We start from the raw sequence: 20,649 nt of genomic DNA on the forward strand, positions 1-20,649 counted from the left end.
ATACTTCCGCTGTTTCCATCAATACTAAAAAACACGTTCACAAAAAAGTGTTGACGAATGATACGAATATCACTCGTCAACACAATGCGTTATATTATAGCATGCACAAATCTTTGCGCTTACGAAACCTTTTAGTCCCTACCATTTCCTAGCACAAAAAAATATTTGTCATACCTTATACTTTTACTCTTCTTCCAGTAGTCCTTTGAATAAGCCGATCACGAAATCATTCGGATTGAAAACCTCTAAGTCCTCAATGCCTTCCCCTAGTCCAACAAGTTTCACTGGTAAATGAAGTTCGTTGCGAATCGCTAAGACAATTCCACCTTTGGCTGTTCCATCCAATTTCGTTAAGACAAGCCCCGTAACATCCGTGGTTTCTTTAAATTGTTTGGCTTGGCTCATCGCATTTTGTCCGGTAGTAGCATCGAGTACGAGTAGAACTTCATGTGGCGCGTTTGGTTCTTCTCTTTGAATAATACGTTTGATTTTATCTAATTCTTGCATTAAGTGCGCTTTGTTTTGTAAGCGTCCTGCCGTATCGACTAAAAGGATATCGGCTTGTTTTTCTTTGGCTTTGACCATCGCATCGAACACGACCGCCGCAGGATCGCCACCCGCTTTTCCGCGAATCACTTCAACGTCCGCTCGTTCGCCCCAAACCACTAACTGATCAATCGCGCCAGCACGGAACGTATCTGCTGCAGCGAGTAACACTTTTTTACCCGCTTGTTTATATTCATATGCTAATTTCCCGATACTCGTTGTTTTTCCGACGCCATTTACCCCGACAAATAACATAACCGTGAGGCCGTTTGGTTGCAGATTCAGCGCGTTTACTTCCCCGACACCTTCTGCTTCGTATAAATCGACTAATTTCTCAATGATGAGATTTTGCACAGCTGCCGGTTTCTTTACATTGCGTAATTTAACTTCTTGGCGTAATTCATCGGCAATCTTCATGGACGTTTCAAAACCGACATCGGCCCCAATCAAGGTTTCTTCGACTTCTTCAAAGAAATCTTCATCGACACTTCGGAAGTTAGCGAATAATTCATTCATCCGTTCTTTAAAGGTTTTACGTGTTTTGGCTAATCCTTTATCGTACTTCTCTTGAACCGTGACTTCCTCGGCAAGTGGCTCGCTTGCTTTTGTTGCTTCGACTTCATGCGTCTCTTCCACAACAACTGCTTCTGGCAGCCGCTCTTCCTGCTGGCTCGCTTCTTCTGCCAGCTCCTGTCCGACTGTTTCTTCTGCTAACTCAGTCATCGTTTCCGTTTCTAACGGAAGCATTTGGGACTCGATTTCTTCAGATGATAGCTCAGAATCAGGACTTGTTGTTGCCGTCTCAGTCGATACGGGTGCTTCGTCAGAAAGGCCATCTTCGTCTTCTTGCCCAGTTCGTTCAACCGATTCTTCTACTTCAATTGGCGTTTCTTCTTTTTCTTTAGTAAACGCTCGTTTTAATTTATCGAATAAGCCCATTTTAGTCACTCCCTTCTTGTAATATGTATGTTTCGACCACTTTTGCTACGCCGTCTTCTTCATTTGTAGCTGTCACAATATCCGCGACTGCTTTGACTTGTGCGACCGCATTGCCCATCGCGACACCCATTCCGGCGTATTCAATCATCGATAAATCATTTTCTTCATCACCGATACTCATCACTTCGGTTTGCTTCAGACCTAAATCTCGAACGAGTAACGATAGACCGTAAGCTTTTGTCACACCTTTAGGCATAAATTCAAGCAGCATGTCGCGGCTCTTAATCACTTCAAAGCTCTCACGAATTTCTGATGGAATTTTTTGGATTTGAGCATCTAAAAATGCTTGGTCAAAACCAATGACAGCTTTGTTATATACGCGGTCTTCTTGAAGTTCGGAAATGAGGGTCGGAAGATGGGTTAACAATGGATTCATCGTAGAATACAGTGATGGATGGTCAGTTGAAGTAGCCACATTAAACACTTTTTCTTCTGATAACAGGTCAAGCGGTAAATCGAGGCTTTGCGCAAGCGTGATTAATTCTTGAACTTGTTCAAAGGTTAATACATTTTTTTCAATGATTTTTCCGGTATCATTTTGTTGGACTAACCCACCGTTAAACGTGATGCTATAATCGCCCGCCTCTTCTAAATTCAATTCTTGTAAAAATGGATGGATGGCACGTAACGGGCGTCCCGTACAAATAACCACTTTGACCCCTTTGGCTTTGGCTGCGATTAACGCGGCTTTATTGCGTGGGGTAATTTCTTTTTTCCCATTTAATAAGGTCCCATCTAAGTCAATAGCAACTAATTTAATCATTTCGTTCTCCTTCTAACACTTGTATTTGACCATTTTGAGCGATTTCTTCTAAACGGACCGACACTAGTTTCGAAACACCTGATTCGGCCATCGTTACGCCGTAGAGCATATCAGCCGATTCCATCGTCCCTTTGCGATGCGTCACCACAATAAATTGCGTGTCTTTTTCAAACGTTCTTAAATAACGACCGAAACGTAAAACATTCGCTTCATCAAGTGCCGCTTCCACTTCATCCAATACACAAAATGGCACCGGACGGACTTGGATAATCGAAAACAACAACGCAATCGCCGTTAATGCACGCTCGCCTCCAGAAAGTAAACTTAAATTTTGTAATTTTTTCCCTGGTGGTTGTGCTTCAATCTCAATTCCGGTATGCAGTAAATCAGTCGGATCCGTTAAGATTAACTCTGCTCGACCGCCACCAAACATATTCGGAAAAACAGTTTGAAATTCATTCCGAATGCCCTCAAAGACTTCTTTAAAACGACTCTTGACTTCCTCATCCATTTCAGACATTGTCTCAAACAGTTGATCTTTTGCCGAAATCAAATCTTGTTGCTGCCCCGTTAAAAAGTCGTAGCGTTCTTTGACTTGTTCGAACTGATCAATGGCTTGTAAGTTAACAGGTTCTAGCGCAGCCATTTCTTGGCGTAACGCCTGAATCTTTTCTTTTTCTTTCTCAGGATGTTCTAACACTTCATACATCGCCTTCGCTTGGTCAAAACTTAACTGATAGCTCTCTTGTAAATAGTCTAAACGATTATCGAGTAACATGCCCACTCGACTGTTTTCAACTTCCACGGCTGTTTTTTCTTCAAGTAATGCTTTTTGTTGTTGATTGGCTTGACTAAGAAGTTGTTCTTTTTCACGAATCGTTGTTTGAATCTCACTGCGCTCATCCCGCATGTTTTTCAAGGTCGTTTGCAACGTTTCTTTTTGCAGCAAGTATTCTTCAATTTGTTCGTTCAAGCTTTCTTCCGTCACACCATTATTTGAAAAATCGGTTGTCAAATGAGCAAGATGTTGTTCGATGAGCCGTTGACGATTTTCTTGTTCTTCAATATTCCGATTCAACGCTTCGATTGTTTGGCGTAGATGAAGTCCTTGCTCTTTTGCCACAGCTAGGCGAGCTTGGTAAGCTGCTACTTCTTGTGCCATTTTTTGGCGATTTTCTTCAAAATGATCTTCTTGCGTCGTTAATAATTGAATTTCTTCATTAATCGTAGCGAGTTGGTGTTCAATCTCTTTTTGACTCGCTTTCCCTTGTTCTTTTTGCTCTTCATACGTCGTTAAAAACTCTTGAAGATGTTGGTTTTCATAAGTGAATACTTTCAGTTCTTTTTTCAAACGCTCGATTTCTAGACGCAATTGTTGTTCTTGATTTCGAATGTCTTGTTCTGTCATTTTGCCTTCTTCGCCCGCATGACGAAGGCTTTCAAGTTGTGTTTTGCTCTCTTCTATCATTGCTTCAAACTGCTTCACTTGCTTTTCAACAACGAGTAACCGTTCGCTTAGACGCGCCACACTGTGTGTTAATTGTTGTAATTCATTGGTTTGACTAAACAAACTTCCTTGTTGTCCTCGTCGTGTCGCACCACCTGTCATCGACCCTCCAGCATGCATCACATCACCTTCGAGTGTTACCACGCGATAACGATAGTGCAGTTGTCGTGCTAAAGCATTCCCACTTGCCAGATCTTGGGCAATGAAAGTCGTACCTAACAAATTCGCGATGACTCCCGCAATCGATTCTGGATACGCCACAAGTTGACTTGCAACGCCCACGTAGCCTTCGACCTGCGCCGCTTGTTGTTGGACCATATCCGAAATTTGACGCGGTTGAATGGTCGTAATCGGTAAAAAAGTCCCTCTGCCGCCTTGATTGCGTTTCAAAAAGGCGATTCCCTGGCGTGCATCGGCTTCTGTTTCCACAATCAAATGTTGCGCAGCATTTCCTAGAGCCGTTTCAATTGCTAACGTATAGTCACTTGGCACGTTCACTAATTCCGCCACCGCACCCACAATCCCTGTGAGTTCTTTACGATGTTGTAAAATCGTTCGCGTCCCTTGATAAAATCCGCTATAGTTTTCTTTAATTTCTTGCAAACTCTTTTCTCGTGCTTTTGCTTGCTGTAATTCTTTGATTAATTGGAACATCTTGCGCTGACTTTCCGAAAATTCTTGTTGCCTTTGCATCAGTTTTTCCTTCGTTTGTGCGTATTGCGTTCGTTGCTCGGCCAATTCCTCTTGCTTCAACTGCAGCTGTGTTGCTACGACTTGATAACGCGCTTCTTTATCGGTCAATTCTTCTTTTAAAGCAGCTTGCTTTGTGACAACGTGCTGGTTTTGAATCATTTCTTGTTGATATTGTCGTTCTAAGTACTTTAATTCGTTACTGACACTTGCTTGTTGCTGCAAATAATCCACGTACTTACTGCGAAGTTCTTCAATCAATTCCTTCGCCGTTTTTTGATAAAGCGCGAGATTTTTCTCTCCATCTGCTAACTCTTTTTCAAGTTGTTGGACTTCGCGATTTTTTTGCGAAAGATTGGCTAAACAAGTTGCTTTCTCATGGTTTAAAGACAGTAATTTTTCTTCAATACTTTCTAAATTCTCTTGATATTCTGTCGTACTTTTTTCGGTATGCTTCGAACGTTCTAATAAAACTTCTCGTTGCCCTTGGGCTTGCTTTAACGCTTCAACCAGCGCTAAATGATGTTCGTTTTGGCTTTCAAGGGTATCGTCTAAACGCGTTCTTCGCTGACGCAACGTGTCAATTAACGATTCTTCTCGTACGAGTTTTTCAGTCATCTGGTGCAATTGTTGTTTGACGGTCGTTAATTGCTGCGTCGTATGATCATAAATGGTTTTCGCCTCAATCATTTCAGTGACGATATACGCAACTTCTAACTGGGTGAATGTTTCTTTCAATCCAAGATAAGTACGAGCATCCGCACTTTGACTAGCTAAAGGTGCTAATTGTTCTTCCAGTTCATACACAATATCTTGGACGCGATTTAAATTATCTTCTGTTTCAAAGAGTTTTTGTTCGGCTTGTTTCTTGCGTTGTTTATACTTCAAAACGCCCGCAGCCTCTTCAAAAATGCCACGCCGATCTTCTGGCTTACTACTAAAAATCGCTTCGACTTTCCCTTGGGAGATAATGGAAAAAGACTCTTTTCCTAATCCTGAGTCCATAAAGAGTTCTTGAATATCTCGCAAACGACACGCCTGCTTATTTAAAAAGTATTCACTCTCGCCACTGCGTGAAATTCGTCGAGTGACACTGACTTCATTATAATCTAACGGTAAATAATGATCCTCATTGGCTAAAACAATCGTAACCTCTGCCAAATTCAAGGCTTTTCGAGAATCCGATCCTGCAAAAATAATGTCGGGCATCTTTCCACCACGTAAACTTTTGACGGATTGCTCGCCTAAGACCCAGCGAATCGCTTCGGTAATATTACTTTTCCCACTACCGTTTGGTCCCACAATCGCCGTAATATTTTCTTCAAAATCAATCACCGTACGATTGGCAAACGATTTAAAACCGGCTAGTTCCATTCGTTTTAAATACACTAAATTCCCTCACTTACTTCTCAAGTCGCCTCAACGCATTGGCTGCGGCCGCTTGTTCTGCTAATTTTTTTGATTTTCCGTAACCCTCACCGATTTTTTCACCGTTACAAGAAACTTCTGTCCAGAATTTTCTTTCGTGGGCCGGACCTTCTTCTCTCAATAATTGATACTCTATCGCAACATCGCCCGACCGTTGTAGTACTTCTTGTAGGCGTGTTTTGTGATCCATCTCATGTGAAAAAGCACCTGCGATAATTTTTGGGAAAACGACCTTCGCTAAAAATTGGTCGACCGCCACTAAATCATGATCTAAGTAAAGCGCACCTAAAAAAGCTTCAAATAAGTCACATAATAAAGCAGGACGGGTTCTTCCACCCGAATGTTCTTCGCCTTTGCCTAATAAGACATATTGGTCAAAATGACATTCTTTCGCAAATTTTGATAAACTATCTTCACAGACAATCGCCGCTCGTAGTTTCGTTAATTTTCCTTCTGGTACTTTGGGAAAATTCCGATATAAAAATTGGGAAACGAGCAATTCTAAGACGGCATCGCCTAAAAACTCTAAGCGCTCATTATCTGATAGCTGTAAATAGCGATGCTCATTCACATAAGATGAATGGGTGAAGGCTTGTTCTAACAAAGCTTCGTTATGAAAGACAAGGTGATACGTTTCTTTTAATTCCTTTAATAACCGTTGATCCATCTAATCCATTCCTTTCTTACTTTGGTGCACCTTCTCCTATTATAATGGTTTTTGCCAAATTATGAAATACAAGTCCTTCTTTCCTCATGATTTCTTTGTGTTTTACCATTTAACACCCGCATTTCGCTTGTTCCTCGTTCAGGATTGCTCAATAAAAGAAACCATCGACAAGAGACCGCTGATTTGTTATGATAAATGCTAAATTTGAAGCAGGAAGAGGCGATTTTATGACGTTTGTGTTTAGAGAAATCCAAAAAGAAGATTACACCAGTTGTGCTGATAGTCTAATCGCCGCCTACGCAAATGAGCCATGGAATAATCCTTGGACACTAGAAGAGGCACTCCTGCGAATTGAAGCGACGATGAGTGGCTTTAACGCCCGAGGATACGTTATCGAATATGAGGGTAATATCATCGCGATGTGTTTAGGCCGAATTGACTATTACTTTCAAAATTGGCGCCAATTTTGCATCGATGAATTCAACGTGACACCGCACTATCAAAGGCAAGGGCTCGGCAGACAATTATTCGCTTTTGCCGCCACGCAACTAAAGAAAGAAGCGATTCAGCAACTATTCCTCCTTACCGGTGGCGCACAAGCCGTGACATTTTATGAAAAAAATGGTTTCCTCACCTCTAATGAAGGCACGATGATGGTCTATCCACTCACCGAGGCGTAACAAAAAACTGTGACTACCTCGTACCAAACAAAAAAGACAATGGATTATTCGAAAATAATTCATTGTCTTTTTATTTACGCTAAATGACTAACAATATAATCAACTGCTCCACCCACAGTTTGAATTTGTTCGGCGTCTTCATCTGAAATTTCAGTTGAGAAGTTTTCTTCTAATTCTAGAACAAATTCCATCACACTGATCGAGTCAGCATTCAAATCTTCTTTAATTCTCATTGTATCGGTTACTTTATCTGCATCAATTTCAAAATGATTTGCGATAACTGTTGCTACTTTTGCAAATACTTCTTCACGCGTCAATTGCACTCACCTCCACGAATTTTAACAAGGTCAAAAAAGAACTATTACAATAGTATCGATTAATGTTCTTTTTGTCTAGCTTTTTTTCAATTTTGTTGCACCTATGACACTCGCTGTCATAAAAAAAGGTTATTCTGGACTATTTTCTTCAAATTGTTTCACCAATTTATCAACCACTTGCGTTTCTAACATGGTATGAATTTGACGAATGGTTGCCGCTACGGCTTCTGGTCCCGTTGAACCATGCGTTTTAACAACCGGTGCTTTTAAGCCAAATAAAACAGCCCCACCATATTTCGCATAATCCATTTCGTTTTTCAAGTTCTTTAAAGCATCTTTTAGCAATAAGGCGCCAATTTTCCCTTTAACTCCAGAATCTAAAATCGATGTTTTTAAAAGATTCACAATATTTAAGGCCGTTCCTTCAATTGATTTTAAGACAGCATTCCCGGTAAAGCCATCGGTTACCACTACATCGGCAACACCCGTTAAGATATCACGTGCTTCAACATTGCCGACAAAATGAATACTGGTTTCTTGAGAAAGCAATTCAAATGCCTTTTTCGTCAACTCACTACCTTTTGAGGCTTCCGTTCCATTATTCAATAGACCGACGCGTGGTTTGGTAATGCCACGAACATTTGCTGCGTAAAAGGAACCTAAAATGCCATATTGGACTAAATGTTCCGGTTTGTTTTCGGCATTTGCTCCAAGATCGAGCATATCAAAACCCGTCTCACTCCCAATAACAGGCATCGTAGAGAGTAACCCTGGACGTTCAATGCCTTTAATCCGTCCCACAATAAATAAACCCGCAGCCAATAAGGCACCCGTGTTCCCTGCTGAAAAAATGGCATCAGCTTCTCCATTTTTCACGGCTTGCGCGGCCAAGACCATGGAAGCTTGTTTTTTCCGACGAATCGCTTTTACCGGTTCATCGTCACTATTAATTTTTTCATCGGTATGAATCACTCGGATATTGATTTCACCATTTAAATATCGTCTGATTTCTGTTTCTTTTCCATAAAGTTGGAATTCAATGTCGGGAAATTCTTGATGAGCCAATAAGACACCTTCTACGATTGCTTTAGGTGCATTGTCTCCTCCCATTGCGTCAACGGCAATTCTCATCGAACGTGGCACTTCCTTTCGTTTGTCTTGAATAGTATAGCACATTTTTACTAGTCGAAAAATGGTTTTTCTTGTTGAATGGTCTTTAAATACGTCACTAATGGCGCAAAATCAGGCAGGACTTCCCATCCAACTTGTTGCCAAATAGCCGCGGCTTCTTGTCTGGCTACTTCTAAAATATGTCCGTCTGCGACTAAATCAGCCATCGCAAATTCCGGCAATCCTGATTGACGAGAACCAAAGACTTCTCCTGGACCGCGTAGTTCTAAGTCTTTTTCACTCACAACAAAGCCATTCGTCGTTTCCGTCATAATTTGCATCCGTTTTTGACCCGTTTCATTTTTAGGATTGGCGATTAAAATACACGAAGAAGCGACTGCGCCACGTCCCACACGCCCCCGTAATTGATGCAGTTGGGCTAACCCAAAACGATCAGCGTCAATAATGAGCATCATGGTGGCGTTAGGTACATTGACACCCACTTCGATTACCGTCGTCGAAACAAGAATTTGACTTTCGTTTTGTTTAAAAGCCTCCATAATGGCTTCTTTTTCTTGATTTTTCATTTTCCCATGAAGAAGACTGACCTTATAGTCACTTCCATAAAAGTCTTGAAGTTCTTCATAGATCGCCACAGCATTTTGAACGTCCAACATTTCCGACTCTTCAATTAACGGACAGATGACATACATTTGATGCCCTTTTTGAAGTTGAGTCAGACTTCCTTTTAAGACTTGTGGCATCTGCGGCGGCCGGACCCACCGTGTTTCGATTGGAATTCGTCCTGACGGTAGTTCATCAATGATCGAGACATCCATTTCACCATAAGCAGTAATCGCTAATGTTCGCGGAATTGGTGTTGCCGTCATAAAGAGTACATCCGGGCGCCAACCTTTTTCGCGTAAAATTTTGCGTTGGTTCACCCCGAAGCGATGCTGTTCATCCGTAATGACGAGCCCGAGATGAGAAAACTCGACATCAGCTTGAATTAACGCATGCGTACCAACAAGCACATGAATAGCACCACTGGCTAGTTGACTAAGAATTTCGCGGCGTTCCTTGGTTTTCGTTGAGCCCGTCAGTAGCGCGACGTTCACATCAAACCCCTCAAATAGCTGCACTAAACTTTCCATATGTTGCTGAGCTAAGATTTCAGTGGGAACCATAAGTGCCCCTTGAAAGCCTGCCGTCATCGTGGCATACAGTGCAATCGCAGCAACGACCGTTTTCCCACTTCCAACATCCCCTTGCAAAAGTCGTTGCATATGCTTTTGACTCCGTAAATCCCGACATATTTCATTCGTAACACGCTTTTGTGCCGTCGTTAACTCAAAGGGCAATTGTTGCGTAAAAGCCTTTAAAGCCGCAACATCGTAGGCGATTGCCAGCCCATTGCTTTCTGCTCGCTGTTGTTGTTTTAAGCCTTGAATTTGCATTTGAAACAAGAAAAATTCTTCAAAGACTACGCGACGTTTCGCTTGATGGTGTTCTTCAATATTCTTAGGAAAATGCATACTATACATTGCCTCTTTGCGTGGCATCAAACGATACTTTTCGAGTAAAGACAATGGTAAATTCTCTTCAATTTGATCATAATAACCATCAAAGGCCTGTTTAATCAATTGAACCAAGGACGCTTGGCGAACGGCTTTATTAACCCGATAGATGGGCGCAAAGTCTTCTTCTTGCTTCGGTGCTAAAATCTTCATCCCCGTCAGACTTTTACGCTTGGCATCCCATTTGCCATAGACCGCAATTTCTGTGGAGACTTCGACTTTATCTTTTAAATACGGTTGATTAAAAAAAGAGACCGCAAAGACATCATGATCTTGCATCATCCGAAACTGTAGTCGCGTTTTCTTATAGCCAAAACGACTCATCACAGCGGGTGAAACAACGAGACCTTTAATCGTCACCTTTTCTTGATCTTGAATTTCTGCGATTTTTCTTTCTTGAATATCTTCATAGCGAAAAGGATAGTGTTCGAGTAAGTCTTCAACCCTTTCAATTCCTAAAGTCGCTAAATTTTCAGCTCGTTTGGCTCCTACCCCACTTAACTTGGTAACCGAGTCTTTCACACTCATCGAACGCCCTCCATTCTTTAAAAAAAGCCTGGGACAAACACAATGTTCGCGCCAAGCTTTTTCTTATTTTATTCTTTATTCTGCTGCAAACAGATACGGATAGACTGGTTGATCGCCATGGTGAATTTCGACTTCTAATTCCTCATTCATTGCGAGTAACGCAGCTTCCATTTGCTCTGCTTGTTCTTGTGTTCCCTCTTCACCAATGATAATCGTCACGATTTCCGTTTCTTCATCCATCATTTGTTTTAAGGTTTCGAATGCTACTTCAAGCGCATCTGTTTTTGACACGACAATTTTCCCGTCGATCATTCCTAAGAAGTCGCCTTCTTTAATCGTGATACCATCAATTGCGGTATCGCGAATCGCATGTGTGAGTGAGCCACTCACCACGCTTGTTAACATTTCGGTCATCGCTGCTTGGTTTTGTGCTAACCCAACTTGATCGTTGAAAGCTAGCATCGCTGTCATTCCTTGAGAGATTGTTTTACTTGGAACCACAACGACTGGAATGTCCGCAACTTCTGCGGCTTGGTCTGCTGCCATGAAAATATTTTTGTTATTTGGTAAAACAATCACTTGATCTGCATTGACAGCATCGATTGCTTTCAAAATATCTTCCGTGCTCGGATTCATCGTTTGACCACCACTAATGACATAACTTGCTCCTAAACTCTTAAAGAGTTCTTGAACGCCATTGCCCGCCGCAATTGCAATAATTGCGTAAGGCACACGCGGTTTTTTCACCGGTGCACTATCATTTTCTAATAGTGTTTCGTGTTGCACACGCATGTTGTCGACTTTCACTTTCATCAATGAACCGAATTTTTGCCCATAATTCATGACTTCGCCAGGATACTCTGTGTGAACGTGAACCTTAATGATTTCATCATCATTCACCACTAACAAAGAATCCCCTAGTTCATTTAAGTAATTACGGAAAGTATCGTATTCAAAGGCCGTGTCAGCCGTAGGTCCATCGCCAATTTTTACCATAATTTCAGTACAGTAACCAAACGTAATGTCTTCTGTTGCCAAATGACTGTGAACACTACGGTGATGTTCCGCATTGATCATCTCGTCCATTGCTGCTGGCGTTTCAAAATCATTTTCGGGTACATATTCACCATTTAGGACACTTAAGAATCCTTCGTAAATAAATAACAGACCTTGACCACCACTATCGACTACACCGACTTCTTTTAAGATTGGTAATAAATCGGGGGTCTTCGCTAACGCTTTTTTCGCGCCTGAAACGACCGCAGTCATTACTGCCACACAGTCATCCGTCTCAGTCGCCTTGCGCTCACCGAACTCCGCTGCAACACGAGCCACAGTTAAAATCGTTCCTTCAACAGGTTTCATTACTGCTTTATAAGCGGTATTAACGCCATGTGTAAAAGCGGCAGCTAATTCCTTGCCAGATAATGTTTCAACATCTGGAATTTGTTTGGCAAAACCACGGAATAATTGGGATAAAATAACTCCTGAATTTCCACGTGCGCCCATTAGCAATCCTTTTGATAAATGCGTCGCCAACTCGCCCACCTTGTCTGAAGTTGAGTCACTGACGGCTTTTGCACCACTGATCATTGATAAATTCATATTTGTTCCGGTATCGCCATCGGGAACAGGAAACACGTTTAATGAGTTGACATACTCTGCATGCTCCTGTAGACGATCGGCGCCAGCTTGAACCATTGACTGGAACTGACTAGCACGAATATTCGTTACTTCCACTGATAAATCCTCCTTAAAAATAAACCGTCATCAAAACGGTTCTCGCCTCTAATCTGGTAATACGCGCACACCTTGAACAAATACATTCACAGAGTTTGCCGTTACACCTAACATTGAATCAAGATTGTACTTCACTTTCTCTTGGACATTGCGAGAAACTTCTGAAATCTTTGTCCCGTAACTTACGATGGTGTAGACGTCGACTGCGATTTCGTTATCTTCTTGACGGACAACAACACCACGTGCATAATTTTCTTTGCGCAAAATTTCATTAATATTATCTTTGATTTGATTTTTACTTGCCATTCCAACGATGCCAAAGACATCCGTTGTAGCACCCCCAACAACGGTTGCAATTACTTCATTAGATATTTCAATTAAGCCAGATGATGTTTGAATTTTAACTGCCATAATAAAGCCTCCTTAACAGACAAATGGTCTTATTTCTATCTTTAATATTTTAACATAGCCTCGCCCCAATTAAAAGAAGGAGTCGTTGTTATTTCGCAATTCTAACGCATTTATTATCGTTATTACGATTAAAGTTACTCTTTTTAACAGAAGAAGTCAAACGAGATTAGCGAAAAACACTTGCAATCAGTTGCCATTTATGATAAGTTATTTTAGTATGAGCGAAAAAAATAGTGCTCCAACAGAACAGCCAAAGGGGGAAATCAATAATGTCTAAAGTATGTTACTTCACTGGTCGTAAAACAAGATCTGGAAATAACCGTTCTCACGCTATGAACGCAACTAAACGTACAGTTAAACCTAACTTACAAAAAGTTCGTGTCATGATCGACGGTACACCGACAAAAGTTTGGGTGTCAACTCGTGCATTGAAATCAGGTAAAATCGAACGCGTTTAATTCCATTCTATACGACATTTGACAACCGTTTCTGTCAAGAAGCGGTTTTTTTATTTGTCTAAAAAACAAACATCGTTAACTCCAAGAAGACCCCTAAAGTAGACACTGTAAAAAGTAAACCGACTTTAGGGGTTTTTCGTGTGTTTAATCGCTACTTTATCTCCTCAAGAACGAATAAAGCAACTGACTAGAATTTCAGCGTTACACCTCTGTTCTGAGTAGCTAAATGCGCTTGCGAGATCCTATAACAGACGGCGAAGATCACGTAACGAATCGGCTACTCCTCCACTCGCAACAAGAACATCAACCAAGAAACGACTGCTTTTAGCATAAGAATAAGGGGCTGTGACATCCGTCACACCCCCTCTGATTTTTAGAAACGTTTAAATTAGTGACGCACATCGTTCATAAAAAGAGTATTATTTAAGGCTAGTTCTCCCTTTCGCTCTCATCTTTTGATAAGACGTTCACTATTTCCTCAGTATTAACGACATTACAATACGTATTATTAAGAATGGTCAGTTCGTTATCTCTTAGTTCAAAGGTTCCAGCCATTGTGGCATCTTCAACCACCCAAACTCTAAAATTATGGTCAGATAATCCTCTAACGGTACTGGAGACACATTGATCGGTTACCAATCCCGTCGCAATGATGTCAGTAATGCCGAGGTTGTTAAGCAGTAAAACTAAAGAACTATCGACCGCGGAATGGGCCGTTTTTTTAATCATCACTTCATTTTTTTGAGGAGTAAGTGGTTCAATAATTTTACTTTCATAAGTATTCGGAGCGATAATAATATTATTAAAGGTTGGACGACGATGGGATAATGAGCGCTCTCTACCATCCTCAAAACTGGATTCAATCACAGCATGTACAACAAGAATCTCGTTTTCTCTGGCGAATGTTAATAACCGCTCATTATTGGGGATAACTGTTTCATGGATATAGCGATACATTTCTTCCCATTCATGCGCTTCTTGCTCCGAACCAAAATCAGGTCGATCGACAAAATAATTTTGTAAGTCAATCAGCATGAGTGCGGTTTCATTCGGACGATAACTTATTTCCTGAGTGACGGGATCATTTCGGTAATAAAATGAACAATATCTGTTGTTTACTTTCATTCTAGATGCCTCCTTTACACTATACGTTATCATAAAATACTGCTTTAATAAAATGATAAGGATCAGAAAAAAACTTTTTATTCGTTAATTCTACCCGTTTTACGCTTTATAAAATAGTATTCGTACAATAAACATTTGCTCGAGTTAAATTTAGCATTAAGTCATGACATTTGATAAAATGTGTCTCGTAAATATAGAAAAACAACAAAACTTCTTAGATGGCAGAAATTTCGTTGTTTACTTTCATTGGAAATACTCATTTCTGATTTCATCTGTTAATATTTTCAGATGATAATCATCTATTATATAAAGTTCGTCACAAATAGCATCTAAATCCTGCTGATGATGACTGGTGAGTAAAATGGTTTTCCCTTCTTGAATCAGTTCTCCTAAGATTTTTTTCACTTCCAATACAGAAGAAAAATCGAGTCCGTTAAAAGGTTCATCTAACAAAATAATTGATTGATTTTCCATGATTGCTTGGCAAATTGCTAGCTTTTTTTTCATTCCAAGAGAATAATTTTGTACTTTTGTTTGATTTTCTGGGTCTAACCCGACAGACTTCATATAACTTTTTACTGTTTTCTCATCAACAGTATTGTTAATTTCAGCTAAAAGCATTAAATTCTTTATCCCACTATAAATAGGGATGAATGCGGGCTCATTAATCAAAATCCCAACATCTCTCGGGAAATCTTCTTCTCTTCCAACTTCAACATTGTTAACAAGTACTCTCCCTTGATTCGGACGTTCAAGTCCACAAATTAATTTAAAAAGAACAGATTTCCCCACACCATTAGCACCCAAAATCCCAATTGTCTGGCCTTTATCTACTTGGAAATTTAAATCTTCAAAAATAGTTTTCCCTTTAAAACGCTTTTCAACATGTTCTAATACAATATTTAGCAACAAACTCATTCCTTTCCATACCCATTCCTTTGCTTTCCTCTACTAATAATCCAAATTTCTAACAATAGAATTGTTCCAAAAATAAGGATACTTTTTCCGTAACCAACCTCATTGATCCTAGTAGTTGAAGATAGTCCAAATGGAAGCCATTTAGTCCAATCAAATGGGAACAATAAAAATAAATAACCTATAAGACACAATAAAAATGAAACACTTGTCTGTTTTAATATAAAATAAAACATTAAATAGCTCGTTGTAATCAATATTAGTTCCAAAAAAATAAATAATAATGATATTAGCTCATCCAAATAAAATGAATAACCTGTTAGCAGCATAGTCACAGATAAAAAAATACTCGTTAACATAAAGTAAACAGCGAGGTAGCGATAGACCGTTTTAAGACATTTTATTCGCCAATATTTTATACGATAGTGTCGAACAATTAGTGAATCAATATTTTCTTCTAACTCCGAAAAACGTATTGATAATATAAAAGGGGAAAATAAAAAGTAACAAATGAGCCATAAAAATGGAATTGGCGTCAAAGAGCCATAGTGATACATTGTAAAAAACTGTTGGACTCTCGTTTCACCATAGTAGATTGAGAATAATGTGAAATATACCACCATAAATAAAAATGTAGCCATGATTATTTTTCTAGAGATAAACAATCTATCAAAAAAATGAACACGAAATAGATTTTTTGGCGGAAAGTAAAGCAACAAGATAGAAAAAAAGACGAAAAGTAAAATGACTAATTTAAAAAATACGTACTGGAATATCGGTGTCTGTGTTTCATAAATACTCGATATCGGTAATAGCAAATACGTACTCAAATTAAAGACATCATACTCCCCAGAAAATTGTTCAAAAAAAACAGTTCGACCAGACCACATTATCAAAATATAAAAGATACTATAAGAAATATAACCTATAATTTTACCTTTCGTATAACCTAGTAAAACAATTATCGCAATAATTATTGAAAAATTAACAAGCATATAGAGTCCAGCGATAAACGTAGTGAAGTTAATTGTCCCAAATATAGAATGTGCACTGCTATTTAAAGTGGCGATATTTTGAGCGGTAATTGATGTATTGCTATTTTTTGAAAATAAAATTGAGATCCAACTAATAATAAAAAAAATAAGACTCATCAGAATGATATTGAACAAAACGATGTTAAGCAAATTTGCAAGGTAATATCGTTTCTTCTTAATTGCTCTAATTTTTAAGAAATCCTGTTCCCTAAAGAATACAGAGAAAAAAAAGATGGAATACATTGGTAAAAATAATAAGGAGAGATAAAATGTATCCTGTATCTGAACCAATCGTCCTAATGGAGCCGTTAATTCTGGGTCAATTGTTAATGTGAAATAGAATGATGTTATGACTAAAAACAAAAAAAGCCGTCTACTATATAATTGTTCTTGATACAATTTAAAGAAATATCGAATCATACTAACTTCTCTCCCGTTTCAAATATATTGCAACCCATATAAAGGTTACTATTAGGAGCATTATTGGACCCACGAACATATTAAATATTGTATAATACTCATCATTTAGCCTTCCTAAAATATTACTCGTCGCAATACTATATTCATCGAATCCAATACTTGCAGTTAGAATATTTTCAACAATAACGTATGCGAAAACACCAAATAACACGATAAACAAATTACGAGCAGTTAGTGCTAATACACTTGCTGAAAAGACCAGTACACTTGCAACTACTGCTTTCCATAAACTTGCTCCAACGGAAAATACCAATATGGAATCCGTCCGATACGCAAACGGTAGAAACGGTATTTGAAAGATTGAGGGGTCTGTGTCGATGTCAAAAGGAATAATAAAAATAGCCAATAAAATGGAAATAAAATTCACTAAAAACACTAAAGTAAAGACAGACATAACAATCGTCATTATTTGAGTGCATAAATACTTTTTAAAGTTCATTCTGACGCTAATATACTCTAGAAAACGACTTTTTTTCTTATAATACAAACCCCAAACAAAAGGTGCTGTTAAGAATAATGGGGACAAAAAATCAATGATATCCATTGAATAAACCCATAATTCAATCCCTTGTGAAATTGCAGAGTTGGAGCCTATAATAGTCATATTCAGTATTTGAAAAAACAAATACACGATGAATATCATGACAAATATTACTTTCAGTTCTTTAAAAGCATCGATTACATGTTTTTGCATTGAATGATCTCCTTACTAAAAATAATGGGTAGTGTTATTATTTATTTAGCTAATTACTTTTCCAACTACCATTTTTACTGTCGGTTGTCGCATTCCAATTAGAAGAGATAGTTAATTTCATTTTATCTCCTTTTAATTGATTCGAATTACCTGGTAGGCCTGCAGTATCTCCCTTACTTATTTGTTTTCTCCAATCACCACTATTTCCTTGTTCATCTGTTTGTCTGGCATCAAATTTCTGCTTCGATACTGTAACAAGGATTTGTCCGTTAGCCCCACTAGTGGCCTTTGATTGACCTAATCCGGTTGAAACACTTTGATTTAATCCCGGTAAACTTAAAGAAAATGCTGATAATATGTTGCCGCATATGTAACACTTGGTACAGTTAACAATGTTATGCCTAATAGAGCTACTTTCATTAGTTTTTTCATACAATTAACCTCCATTATTTAAGTTTACTACCCACTATTTTTAATAAGGATTTTTTTAATCTCTAATGCGATATCTAGACTTGCAATTTTGAGAATCTGTAGAATATTTCTTATCCCCTTACAGGAATGTTCTGCCACTCCCCATAAGGAAACATAATCTCATCCACTTCCCCTCCTCCTCCGGACAATATATTTAGAAGTAAACAATACTACCTAAAAATAATTGATTATTTTCAACTCCAATTATACATGTTTCAATCAAAACAAGTTGAATTTGACTGAAAATACGTCGGAAAAAAGAGGGGTTTTCTAAAATGAAACAAGGACAACTATTTCAGAAGCTACGTAAAGAAAGAAACATTTCTCAAGAAACTTTGGTCCAAGGTATCTCTTCTAGAAGTACTTTATCATCTTTTGAAAATCGCAACACACTGCTTTCTTCTGAACTATTATTTCATTATTTAAACCGCTTAAATATCACACCCAATGAATTTCAACTCTTAATAAATGATGGTGCCCCGACTAAAAAACAAATATTCTCAAAAGAACCTCACACTCGACACTATGAGCGAACACTAACACCCGATTTCTTACAGTCACTATTTCTTGAGTACGAACAAACCGATGACGTCTTTTATTTAGTACTCTATCTGCAAGATTCCCTTGAAAATACCTGTCAAGCGGGTGATTTCGATCCTGATTTTCGATATTTTTCTAAAACGATTTCTAATGCATCAGCGATTTCCAACGTCCCATCAACATATGCATCTACCAGTTTCATTGTATCTTTTGAAGGTTCTAGTGCATCCAAGGTAGAATAACTTAAAGGACGCTACGTAACTTTTCACGTTCTAATTTAGTCGTATTTTTGACAGAGTATTTATATTCAGCCATATATAGCCCCTCCTTTAATAAAAGTATACCTAGGCTCCCCCTATGTTAGGCTAGTTGTCGTATAGGATAATAAATTTATAATAAAGACTATACGGAGGATGATTACCATGACAAATAAAAACAATGAACGTTACTCTACCGAACTGAAAGCGACAGCCGTCAAGAAAATGATGCCACCCGAAAATAAGGGGATTCGCCAATTAAGTCAAACTTTGGGCATTCCAGAAGCGACTCTTTATTCTTGGCGTAAAAAAGCTAGAATTCAAGGGAATGCTACACCCGGAACGAAAAAAAATGTCGAAAAATGGTCAAGTGAAGATAAATTTTTAATTGTGATGGAATCATTCTCAATGAACCAAGTAGAACTTGCGGAATATTGCCGAAAGAAGGGCTTATTTAAAGAACAAATTGAGGCTTGGAAGAAAACGTGCTTATCTGCGAATGAACAGGAAGAAAATCGAACGAGAGAACTTGCAACTGAACTAAAAGAAGAGAAAAAACAAGCGCGTCAATTAGAGAAAGAATTACGTCATAAGGAAAAAGCATTAGCGGAAGCCGCTGCTCTCTTATTACTAAGAAAAAAAGCACGCGCGATTTTGGGGGACCAAGAGGAAGAATGATTTCATCTTCAGATCGCAAACAAGCTGTTGAACTTATTCAAGAAGCCAATCGCAATGGGGCGCGTCTCACCTATGCCTGTAATGAGCTGAATATTAGCGTTCGAACCTACGAACGATGGACGCGTGAAGGTACGATAGCGCATGATCAACGCCCTTTGGCGAAACGTCCTGTACCCAAAAATAAACTGACGGATCAAGAACGCGAAAAAATAATAGAAACCGTTTCAAAAAAAGAATTTATGAATTTGCCACCTAGCCAAATTGTGCCAAAACTTGCGGATCGCTCGATTTACATTGCATCAGAGTCTAGCTTCTATCGCGTACTGCGAGAAAAAAACATGCAACATCATCGTGGCCGAAGTCAAGTTTCACAAAAAACGAATCCCGCCAAGTCATTTTGCGACGAAGCCAAATGACGTTTGGACTTGGGATATTACTTGGCTAAAAGGGCCAATAAAAGGTCTCTTTTACCGGTTATATCTCATCATTGATTTGTTTAGCCGTAAAATGGTAGGCGGGGAGATTTGGGAATCAGAAGAAGCTCGTCATGCCGAAAAATTTATTAAACAGACGGTGCTTAAGGAACGTATCCAAGGACAGCCGTTGGTTTTACACTTCGATAATGGCAGCCCTATGAAAGCCGCGACTTTTCAAGTCTTACTCGAAAAATTAGGAATTCAGAGTTCTTATTCAAGACCACGAGTGAGTAATGACAATCCTTATTCGGAAGCGGTTTTTTGAACGTTAAAATATCGACCAGAATACCCCAATAACGGCTTTAAAACAATAGATGATGCTCGAAAATGGACGAAAGAGTTTGTCGATTGGTATAACGATTCTCATTTGTATAGTGGGATTCAATTTGTCTCTCTTGCAGCGCGTCATGAAGGCCGACATTTCGCTATTTTAGAGAAACGAAAGTAGGTTTATGAAGACGCTAAAAAGCGACATTCTGAACGCTGGTCAAAAGGTATTCGAAATTGGACTCCACATCAATCGGTGACGTTGAATCCTTTAAAAGAAACAGAAAGTTA

The 20,649-nt window shown here is 39.0% G+C and carries 19 protein-coding genes; 6 read left to right on the plus strand and 13 right to left on the minus strand.

What is annotated here, in order from left to right; genetic code table 11:
* Positions 1–183: 183 nt before the first annotated feature.
* The 4 genes from ftsY to rnc are packed head-to-tail and all read right to left on the minus strand — an operon-like array spanning position 184 to position 6,600.
* Positions 184–1,485, minus strand: coding sequence for a signal recognition particle-docking protein FtsY (gene ftsY / locus RU93_RS02105; RefSeq protein ID WP_071873967.1), 1,302 nt, complete (start codon positions 1,483–1,485; stop codon positions 184–186).
* 1 nt (position 1,486) lies between these two features.
* A complete protein-coding gene (locus RU93_RS02110; RefSeq protein WP_071873968.1) occupies positions 1,487–2,308 on the minus strand; it encodes a Cof-type HAD-IIB family hydrolase in 822 nt (273 codons plus the stop codon).
* On the minus strand, positions 2,301–5,894 hold the full coding sequence (smc, locus tag RU93_RS02115; RefSeq protein WP_071873969.1) for a chromosome segregation protein SMC: 3,594 nt from the start codon (positions 5,892–5,894) through the stop codon (positions 2,301–2,303). The genes RU93_RS02110 and smc overlap by 8 nt, the downstream gene beginning before the upstream one ends.
* A gap of 13 nt (positions 5,895–5,907) precedes the next feature.
* Positions 5,908–6,600 carry a ribonuclease III gene (gene rnc / locus RU93_RS02120; protein ID WP_071873970.1) on the minus strand — a complete coding sequence of 231 codons (693 nt, stop codon included), beginning with the start codon at positions 6,598–6,600 and terminating at the stop codon, positions 5,908–5,910.
* 188 nt (positions 6,601–6,788) lie between these two features.
* On the opposite strand from rnc, the gene RU93_RS02125 reads away from it, so the two are divergent.
* Positions 6,789–7,280: a GNAT family N-acetyltransferase gene (locus tag RU93_RS02125; protein WP_211272543.1), complete on the plus strand. Its 492-nt coding sequence runs from the start codon at positions 6,789–6,791 to the stop codon at positions 7,278–7,280.
* 74 nt (positions 7,281–7,354) lie between these two features.
* Here the strand turns inward: RU93_RS02125 and acpP are convergent, their stop codons facing one another.
* From acpP to RU93_RS02150, 5 genes are all read right to left on the minus strand, one after another.
* Complete coding sequence (gene acpP, locus RU93_RS02130; protein WP_071873972.1) at positions 7,355–7,597, minus strand: acyl carrier protein; 243 nt, start codon at positions 7,595–7,597, stop codon at positions 7,355–7,357.
* Between the two features lie 129 nt (positions 7,598–7,726).
* The gene (plsX, locus tag RU93_RS02135) at positions 7,727–8,728 is read right to left on the minus strand and encodes a phosphate acyltransferase PlsX (protein ID WP_071873973.1); all 1,002 of its coding nucleotides are present in this window, start codon (positions 8,726–8,728) and stop codon (positions 7,727–7,729) included.
* 50 nt (positions 8,729–8,778) lie between these two features.
* The gene (recG, locus tag RU93_RS02140) at positions 8,779–10,812 is read right to left on the minus strand and encodes an ATP-dependent DNA helicase RecG (protein ID WP_071873974.1); all 2,034 of its coding nucleotides are present in this window, start codon (positions 10,810–10,812) and stop codon (positions 8,779–8,781) included.
* A gap of 75 nt (positions 10,813–10,887) precedes the next feature.
* Positions 10,888–12,552, minus strand: coding sequence for a DAK2 domain-containing protein (locus tag RU93_RS02145; protein WP_071873975.1), 1,665 nt, complete (start codon positions 12,550–12,552; stop codon positions 10,888–10,890).
* A 48-nt stretch (positions 12,553–12,600) separates the two neighbouring features.
* Positions 12,601–12,963, minus strand: coding sequence for an Asp23/Gls24 family envelope stress response protein (locus RU93_RS02150; protein ID WP_071873976.1), 363 nt, complete (start codon positions 12,961–12,963; stop codon positions 12,601–12,603).
* Between the two features lie 269 nt (positions 12,964–13,232).
* Between RU93_RS02150 and rpmB the strand changes: the two genes are divergently transcribed.
* Positions 13,233–13,421, plus strand: coding sequence for a 50S ribosomal protein L28 (gene rpmB / locus RU93_RS02160; protein WP_071873978.1), 189 nt, complete (start codon positions 13,233–13,235; stop codon positions 13,419–13,421).
* A gap of 429 nt (positions 13,422–13,850) precedes the next feature.
* On the opposite strand, the gene RU93_RS02165 is transcribed toward rpmB, so the two are convergent.
* The 4 genes from RU93_RS02165 to RU93_RS02185 form a co-directional block, all read right to left on the minus strand.
* Entirely contained in the window at positions 13,851–14,546 is a 696-nt protein-coding gene (locus RU93_RS02165) for a cysteine hydrolase family protein (RefSeq protein ID WP_071873979.1), read from the minus strand.
* 243 nt (positions 14,547–14,789) lie between these two features.
* Entirely contained in the window at positions 14,790–15,455 is a 666-nt protein-coding gene (locus tag RU93_RS02170; protein WP_071874123.1) for an ABC transporter ATP-binding protein, read from the minus strand.
* A 1,461-nt stretch (positions 15,456–16,916) separates the two neighbouring features.
* Positions 16,917–17,669, minus strand: a complete 753-nt coding sequence (locus RU93_RS02180) for a hypothetical protein (RefSeq protein WP_071873981.1) — start codon at positions 17,667–17,669, stop codon at positions 16,917–16,919.
* 49 nt (positions 17,670–17,718) lie between these two features.
* The gene (locus RU93_RS02185; protein ID WP_071873982.1) at positions 17,719–18,105 is read right to left on the minus strand and encodes a hypothetical protein; all 387 of its coding nucleotides are present in this window, start codon (positions 18,103–18,105) and stop codon (positions 17,719–17,721) included.
* 310 nt (positions 18,106–18,415) lie between these two features.
* On the opposite strand from RU93_RS02185, the gene RU93_RS02190 reads away from it, so the two are divergent.
* The 4 genes from RU93_RS02190 to RU93_RS11900 all read left to right on the plus strand — a co-directional run bounded on the left by RU93_RS02190 (position 18,416) and on the right by RU93_RS11900 (position 20,356).
* Complete coding sequence (locus RU93_RS02190) at positions 18,416–18,922, plus strand: helix-turn-helix domain-containing protein (protein WP_071873983.1); 507 nt, start codon at positions 18,416–18,418, stop codon at positions 18,920–18,922.
* 180 nt (positions 18,923–19,102) lie between these two features.
* Positions 19,103–19,615, plus strand: coding sequence for a transposase (locus RU93_RS02200; protein ID WP_071873984.1), 513 nt, complete (start codon positions 19,103–19,105; stop codon positions 19,613–19,615).
* Positions 19,612–20,031, plus strand: coding sequence for a helix-turn-helix domain-containing protein (locus RU93_RS11895; protein WP_084131128.1), 420 nt, complete (start codon positions 19,612–19,614; stop codon positions 20,029–20,031). The genes RU93_RS02200 and RU93_RS11895 overlap by 4 nt, the downstream gene beginning before the upstream one ends.
* Positions 19,967–20,356 (plus strand): DDE-type integrase/transposase/recombinase, encoded by a 390-nt coding sequence (locus RU93_RS11900; protein ID WP_169818077.1) that lies wholly within the window; start codon positions 19,967–19,969, stop codon positions 20,354–20,356. The genes RU93_RS11895 and RU93_RS11900 overlap by 65 nt, the downstream gene beginning before the upstream one ends.
* Positions 20,357–20,649 lie beyond the last annotated feature (293 nt).

The organism is Enterococcus aquimarinus (assembly GCF_001885765.1).
In the GTDB taxonomy this organism is placed as follows: domain Bacteria; phylum Bacillota; class Bacilli; order Lactobacillales; family Enterococcaceae; genus Enterococcus_I; species Enterococcus_I aquimarinus.